The following is a 7,050-nucleotide window of genomic DNA, read 5'->3' as shown; positions in this document are numbered from 1 at the left end:
CCGCGCCGCTGGACGTGGCCTTCACCGATACCTCCACGGGCTCGCCGACGTCGTGGTCCTGGGCCTTCGGCGACGGCGGCACGTCCACCGAGCAGAACCCGGCCMACACCTACGCCGCCGCCGGAACCTACACCGCGACCCTGACCGCCASCAAYGGCACCGGCTCGAGTTCGACCAGCTCGACCATCACCGTCAACCCGGCACCGCCCCCAGCTGCGCCCACGCTGAACGTACCATCCGTGGTCAACCTTGCGAACGTCACGGCCGTGCCCATCTCCGGCACCGCTCAGGCCGCGAGCACCGTGAACGTCACAGCGTCCGACGGTGCGGGCCATGCCGTGAGCGGAACGGCCACGGCGACCTCGACGGGCGCCTGGTCCCTTCCGACGCTCGACCTGTCGAGCCTGAACGACGGCACCGTGACCTTGACCGCAACCGCCACCGATACGGCGGGCGGCGTCAGCCCGGCGACGACGGCAACGGTGCCCAAGGACACCGTGCCGCCGACCGCACCGACATTGATGGTCCCGGCCACGGTCACCGCCGCGACCGTGACCTCCGTCGCGGTCAGCGGCACCGCCGAGGCCGGCGGGACCGTATCGCTCAAGGTCACGGACGCCGGAGCCGTGCACACCGTCACCGCGACCGCAGACGGCAGCGGGAACTGGTCCACGACGGCGAACCTGACGAGCCTGAGCGACGGCCAGCTCACATACACGGCCACCGCGACGGACACCGCCGGCAACACCGGCGCCTCCGCAACGCAGAGCGGAACGAAGAAGACAACCGCAACAGCACCGCAGTTCACGAGCGTGCCGTCCCAGATCACCGGTGACACCATCAGCGCCGTCCCACTCACCGGGACCTCTGATCCAGGGGCAACCGTGGCCCTCACGGCCACCGATTCCGCCAACCACAGCGTATCGGCCACGGCAACCGCGAACGGCTCCGGTAACTGGTCCGCGACGATGAACCTGAGCACCCTCAACTCGGGACCGGTCACGTTCTCGGCCCAGGCCACCGACGTCTACGGCAACATCAGCACAGTGACGACGACGACCAGCCGCATCGGCCCGAGAGTCGTCTCCGTCATGCTCCAGAACGGCGGAACCGCCGGCAAAGCCGACACCAACGACAAAGTCGTGGTCGTGTTCAACGAGCCCATGAGCCCTAGCTCGTTCTGCAACACCTGGACCAGCCCCACAGGGCCGTGGACCCAGAAGAACAACAGCGTCAGCGTACTCATCAGCCGCAACACCTCCGCCCCCAACGACACCCTGACCCTCTCGACGGGTTGCACGACCAACAACTTCGGCACCGTCAACCTCGGCGCCCACTACACCACCAGCACCGGCGGAAACCTCACCTTCAAGGGCGCCGGCACCAGCCCACCGTCCTCCGTCTCGCTCAGCGCGGACGGCAAGACCCTCACGATCACCCTCGGAGCCCTCAAGAGCGGCACCCGCGCCACCGGCGTCCCCGCCGGCACCCCCACCTACCAGGGGACCGCGAACGGCCAACCCGGCATCGCAACCGACACGAACGGAGTCCCGCTCGGAACCAAACCCTCCGGCTCCGGCACGGCCTCGGGCCTCTGATCCAGACCCGGGCGCCGAGAGCAAATAGGCGACGTGCGACGCGACGACCTGGCCGTCCAGCGAATGAGCCGCGTTTCGAGGACCGTTTGCGACGGCCGCCTGAGTGCACTGGCCTGAGGTTCAGGACTCTAAGCCGGTGTCTCGGTGGCTTGTCTCGCGGCGGGCCCGATCCTCGGGGACGGCGGCTTCGAGGGCGTCATCGACGGTGATGACGCCGATGATGCGGTGTTCCTCTCGACCACGGCCAACGCGAGAGGGACTCGAGCACCGGGTAGGAGCTCGAACCCCCGCGATGGCCGCCCCGATCCGTCCACTGATCGAGCACACCGAGGCGGTCGGCGGGACCGCAGCGGCCTACGCGAAGATCACAGGATCGGCCCTCGCCGCACAACTGACCCTGTACGCCACCCCGGCTCCCAAATAGCAGGTTCCGATAGCGTGCCGGCTGCTCGGCCCATCGTCGTCGTGCTGTTCGGCCCGGTCGACTCTTGTCTACGTGTTCGCAGCCAACGCCTTGTCCCAGGGGACGCAGACCGTTCGGCCATAACGGCGCCGGCGAGTGCGACGTTGCAGCTGCGTAGCGCCGGGAATGGATCGGCGGGTACGCAGAACGTCAAGCTGGTCGCTAGTGACAGCTGGACCGAGGGTGGGATCTCGTACAGCAACCGTCCGGCGCTCGGCACCAGCATCGGCACGCTCGGGCCGACAACGACCAACACCAGCTACAGCGTTCCGCTGACGGTCAGCGGCCTGACCGGTGAGCTCGGCCAACACCTCTCATTTGGTATAGCCTCCAGCAGCAGCGACGGCCTGGACCTCAACTCCAAGGAGGCCGGCAGCACGGTCGCACGCAAGCTGGTTGTCATTTTCAGCGGTCCAGGGGCGTTACCGCGCCGTGGGGGTCGAAAATAGGGGGCGGCTGGCTTACCGGCTGTAGCTTGACGGCGGGGACGGCTGCGTGTCATTTTCAGCGGTCCAGGGGCGTTACCGCGCCGTGGGGGTCGAAAATAGGGGGCGGCTGGCTTACCGGCTGTAGCTTGACGGCGGGGACGGCTGCAAGATGTTAACGTCTGCTGCGGTGAACGCCGTGACTTCTTGGTGCCGTAGTTGAGCCCGTTTTTCAGCGTGGTGTGGAGGGCTTCCACGGGAACCGTGGATTGTTGCTTCGAGCACGAGTGCTAGATTCCTGATTTACTCCCTGCCCTCTCCGCGGCAGTCACACGCCCATGTCCCTTCAATTGCAGAAAGTGCCACGGCAATGGACATCGTCCATGAGCGKYCCGTCGGGATGGRTATATCCAAACGAGACGCAAAAGTCTGTATCAGAGTCCCGGGCAAGCGCCGGGGCCAGTTCACCTCGACAGTCACCACCTGGGGATCCACGACAAACCAGATCCTGCAGTTACGGAAATTTCTGGAAGAACAGAACGTCACTGTCGTGGTGACGGAGGCGACCAGCGATTACTGGAAGCCGTTCTACTATCTGCTCGAGGAGTCCCTGCCGGTCATGCTGGTCARCGCCAGACATGCGAGGAACCTGCCCGGGCGCAAGACCGATGTTTCCGACGCGGCATGGCTGGCGCAGCTTGGCGCGCACAGGCTGTTGCGGGCCTCGTTCGTTCCGCCCGGCCCTGTCCGCGAGTTGCGGGATCTGACGCGTGCCCGTGCCGTCACCGTCCAAGACAGGACCCGGGAGCTCCACCGCCTGGAGAAGTTCCTCGAGAGCACGGGAATCAAGCTTTCRGGCATGGTCAGTGAACTCACCGGGGTATCGTCCCGGGCGATGCTCGAGGCGTTGATCCGTGGGGAACGGGATCCGCAGGTACTCGCGCAGTTTGCCCGGGCCAGCATGAGGGCAAAGATCCCGGCACTAACCGAAGCGCTTACCGGCATTGCATCTGGACCGCATCGATCAGCTTGCCCGAACCATCACCGTGCTGACGGAGCAGATCGACACGGTGATGGAGCCCTTTCGTGCGGCAAGGGAAGCGCTGAGCACGATTCCTGGCGTCTCAACGCTCGTCGCTGACGTGATCATCGCCGAAACAGGTGGCGACATGAGCGTATTTCCCACGGCCGCGCACTTAGCATCCTGGACCGGTGTCTGCCCGGGATCCAACGAATCCGCCGGCCGGGTCAAATCAACAAGAATCATGCCCGGCAACAAATATCTCAAGGGCGCGCTGGGCATCGCCGCGATGTCCGCGTCACGCGGCAAAAACACTTACCTCAGCGTCAAATACAAACGGATCGCACTCCGGCGCGGCCGGGTCAAAGCCATCGTCGCCATCGCACACGTCATCCTGACCGCGACCTGGCACATGCTCGCCAACGGTGAGGTTTACACGGATCCCGGCGCGGACTTCTACCTGAAAAGGGAACCTGAACAGACCAAAACCAGGGCCATCCGGCAACTCAAAACCCTCGGTTATGATGTCAGCCTCACACCGGCGGCTGCATGAGCGTGCGTCTATTTTCGTACTAGAAGTCGCCTGCACTGAATGTCAGAAGTCGTCTGCACTGTGACTGTGTTTCCCTAAAGCGGAACCCTGACTCCGACAGGACATCAACGAGGTTCTTCAAATCGGCATATGTGTGAGAAGAACGATTTCTATGGCGAGTCCTAGTACCGCAAAACCCACGCCCAGGATGCGGTAGGTTCCCTTGCAGGGGGCGGCGGCGTTGAAATACAACGACGCATTGTCCTTCGCATGCTGGCCAAGCCACTCAGCTGAGCCACGGAAGTCTGTAACCAGACACAATCCCAGCAGGATTACGAGCCCAACTGCAGTTATCGCTGCCGGCCCCAACAATGGTCCCCGCAACTGCCCAAACACGATCGTCGCTACGATGGCACCAAAGAGTAAAACGCCAAGCATCTTCAAGGGCAAAGGCATCGGTGATTTCGACGGCATCGGTTTCCCCCTCGTTCTCTTATGGTTGTCCAGATGCTCCCATGGTCATCCCTCTGAAGCACAGGACTATTTCAAGAACAGCCCAGAGAGCATCCCTTCCCCCGTTCGTGCGCGATGATGTGTTGATCCCTGGTCTTAGTTCGAGGCGGGCGTTTGGGGAACCTTCAACGGACGATCGGTGGCTCCACCACCAACGACCTGACCGGTTTAGCGGGACGAACTAGAGACGAGCCGCCAGGATCGCGCGGCCTTTGTTGAGGATTTCAGTGATGAGGCGACGCTCTTCGTCATTAAAGTCGGGGCTGCATTGCTGTCCTACCGGGAACAGCGCTGGCCCATGACCAGAAACCCCCACGTGTTCGTCAGCAGACGCACCGCGCTCGATACCTCCCCGGTCGGCGTCCAATGGATCACCACACCGATGGGCATGACCCCGCAAGAAGCCCGCGAAGACCGGATCCTTCACGAACTGCACGCCAGCCGCGGCGACATCAGGCGCCTGTGCGACATGTTCGGCCCGAGCATCACCGGGGCAAGCCGTTACGCCCCCGTCCTGACCCACCCAGGCCTCCGGAAGGCCTAACCCAGCACGCTCCCGCGCCCCCGCAAGGAACGCGCGAAGGAGACACCGTTGGGTTACCTGGCCCCCGCCGCGGACTGACATTACATTCCGGGTCCCGACGCCATCCCCGGCGCCAAGGCGACACCGACAGCGATCACGGCCAACGCGATCGCGACTGAGCGGTTAGCGAGCCGCTTCCAAGGCAGCATTTTCTCCAGGGCGATGAATGCCCCCACCAATGCCATCCAGCCGAGGCTCATCGCGCCGAGCGCGAACAGCGCCACCATCAGCGCCCAGCAGCAGGAGACGNTTCTCCAGGGCGATGAATGCCCCCACCAATGCCATCCAGCCGAGGCTCATCGCGCCGAGCGCGAACAGCGCCACCATCAGCGCCCAGCAGCAGGAGACGCACCATGTGCCGTGCTCAACTCCCAGGCGCAGTGCACCGACGTACCCGTAGCGGATGCGGCGCAGGATGAAGTCCAGCGGCGTCCGGCATTTCATCAGGGCGACGTTCTTGGCCGGCGTGAACTGGTAGATGGCCGCGGCAAAGATCACTCCNGATGCGGCGCAGGATGAAGTCCAGCGGCGTCCGGCATTTCATCAGGGCGACGTTCTTGGCCGGCGTGAACTGGTAGATGGCCGCGGCAAAGATCACTCCGGCCGCCAGGTAGCGACTGCCTGGTTCCGACGAAAAGAAGCCCGGAATGAGCGATGCGACTACTGCGTAGACCACGTAGGCYGCGAGGCCAAAGATCGTCCACGAGATCAAGTAGCCGGCCACGAAMACGGCCGTGGAGCCTGACGGGGCATAGCGTCCGGACTCGCGGCGGTGGTAGTTGATCCGGGCGTAAGCGACGACCATTGGCGCCACCGACGGAAACATCATCGCCGCCAGCATCACAACCCACGTGGTGAGGAAGAACCCCAGCGGTCCCGGATCCGNGGGCGTAAGCGACGACCATTGGCGCCACCGACGGAAACATCATCGCCGCCAGCATCACAACCCACGTGGTGAGGAAGAACCCCAGCGGTCCCGGATCCGTCCAGCKCMCCATATCCATCCCGGACATTTGCGCGGCGGAAACGATCCAGCTGCCGGCGGCTAGGGCGAGCAGAACCGCGACCAGGCCCGCTGCGCGCAGATCGACCCCGAAAACTGAGGYGCGCGCCGTAGCGCGCGCCCCAGACCCCGGGGCCCCAGATCCCGGTGTCAGATTCCTGCGCAYGGGAAACCCGCGATCATACCCGGCCCTTGGGGGCGCCTCCGGCCATCTCGCTGGCAAAGCTGAACTCAGCGGTCTCGCCGTAGACACCTTCGTAGTCGAGGCCGAAGAGAGMACCAGGCCCCGGCGCCCTTCCGATCATGAACTCAGGGGCGAAGCCAAACATCGCGTTCTTGACGGTAGTGACACCGCCGTCAGGTCCGGGCAGTGCCTGGAACTTGAAACTCACGCTTTCCCCTACAGAGGCGGACGGGGTGTCGCYGTCTGAGAACGTGACGCTCGCACGCTCGACGCCCAGCCATTCCCCGTACAGCGCGGCGAAATCCGCGAACGGGCCGCCTGCGTCGCCGTGCAGGATCCGTTCGAGGGCGGCAGCCTGTCCATCCGATGCCCCTTCATCGACGACGATCCCCACCTTCCAGCCTCCCGCGCTCAGGTTGGTCGGGAACCAGTTGGTGAAAGCGAAATCGACTCCCGAAAGATCGGTGTCATCAAGCTTTCCGCCCGCAATATGGAACACGACAACGCCACGGCATTCGCCGTTCGGACCGGTAGGCGGACCGTCAACCGGACACGGACAGACCAAGGAGCAATTGCAGCTTCCAACRTATTTTCCGGACATTTCCCAAGACATTTAGGACCCTCCTCGCTGGCTTCATTGCCTAGCGGAGCGCCCCCAGCGACGCAGCGCCTGACACACTTTTTGAACGGGGCCGGAACCTCCCATGGGGCTCAGCTCGGCTGCGGCC

Annotated in this window: 9 protein-coding genes and 1 pseudogene; 5 read left to right on the top strand and 5 right to left on the bottom strand. The window is 64.1% G+C overall.

Going from position 1 to position 7,050, the window contains the following annotated elements; genetic code table 11:
* From ASG92_RS29055 to ASG92_RS23310, 4 genes and pseudogenes are all read left to right on the top strand, one after another.
* Nucleotides 1-1,598: PKD domain-containing protein (locus ASG92_RS29055; protein WP_056634153.1), on the top strand; the 1,598-nt coding region annotated here is incomplete at its 5' end.
* A 292-nt stretch (nt 1,599-1,890) separates the two neighbouring features.
* Nucleotides 1,891-2,022: a hypothetical protein gene (locus ASG92_RS30355; RefSeq protein ID WP_277310498.1), complete on the top strand. Its 132-nt coding sequence runs from the start codon at nt 1,891-1,893 to the stop codon at nt 2,020-2,022.
* Nucleotides 2,023-2,165: 143 nt separating this feature from the next.
* The gene (locus tag ASG92_RS23315) at nt 2,166-2,510 is read left to right on the top strand and encodes a hypothetical protein (RefSeq protein ID WP_056634152.1); all 345 of its coding nucleotides are present in this window, start codon (nt 2,166-2,168) and stop codon (nt 2,508-2,510) included.
* A 346-nt stretch (nt 2,511-2,856) separates the two neighbouring features.
* Nucleotides 2,857-4,060: pseudogene (locus ASG92_RS23310) on the top strand (IS110 family transposase).
* Nucleotides 4,061-4,177: 117 nt separating this feature from the next.
* On the opposite strand, the gene ASG92_RS23305 reads toward ASG92_RS23310, so the two are convergent.
* Complete coding sequence (locus ASG92_RS23305) at nt 4,178-4,513, bottom strand: hypothetical protein (protein ID WP_157372448.1); 336 nt, start codon at nt 4,511-4,513, stop codon at nt 4,178-4,180.
* Between the two features lie 337 nt (nt 4,514-4,850).
* On the opposite strand from ASG92_RS23305, the gene ASG92_RS23300 reads away from it, so the two are divergent.
* On the top strand, nt 4,851-5,096 hold the full coding sequence (locus ASG92_RS23300; RefSeq protein ID WP_157372446.1) for a hypothetical protein: 246 nt from the start codon (nt 4,851-4,853) through the stop codon (nt 5,094-5,096).
* 80 nt (nt 5,097-5,176) lie between these two features.
* Here the strand turns inward: ASG92_RS23300 and ASG92_RS30115 are convergent, their stop codons facing one another.
* The 4 genes from ASG92_RS30115 to ASG92_RS23285 form a co-directional block, all read right to left on the bottom strand.
* Complete coding sequence (locus ASG92_RS30115) at nt 5,177-5,335, bottom strand: DUF2182 domain-containing protein (protein ID WP_277310629.1); 159 nt, start codon at nt 5,333-5,335, stop codon at nt 5,177-5,179.
* A gap of 50 nt (nt 5,336-5,385) precedes the next feature.
* Nucleotides 5,386-5,633, bottom strand: a 248-nt coding sequence (locus tag ASG92_RS30110; RefSeq protein ID WP_277310493.1) for a DUF2182 domain-containing protein, incomplete at its 3' end; no start/stop codon positions are given.
* Nucleotides 5,634-5,637: 4 nt separating this feature from the next.
* On the bottom strand, nt 5,638-5,940 hold a 303-nt coding region (locus ASG92_RS30105; RefSeq protein WP_277310627.1), incomplete at its 3' end, for a DUF2182 domain-containing protein.
* Between the two features lie 377 nt (nt 5,941-6,317).
* The gene (locus ASG92_RS23285) at nt 6,318-6,923 is read right to left on the bottom strand and encodes a DUF1326 domain-containing protein (RefSeq protein WP_240987286.1); all 606 of its coding nucleotides are present in this window, start codon (nt 6,921-6,923) and stop codon (nt 6,318-6,320) included.
* Between the last annotated feature and the right edge of the window lie 127 nt (nt 6,924-7,050).

Source organism: Arthrobacter sp. Soil736 (assembly GCF_001428005.1).
Taxonomy (GTDB): domain Bacteria; phylum Actinomycetota; class Actinomycetes; order Actinomycetales; family Micrococcaceae; genus Arthrobacter.
Note: the sequence above shows the minus strand (reverse complement) of the source record. Positions and strands in the feature narration are given on the sequence as shown.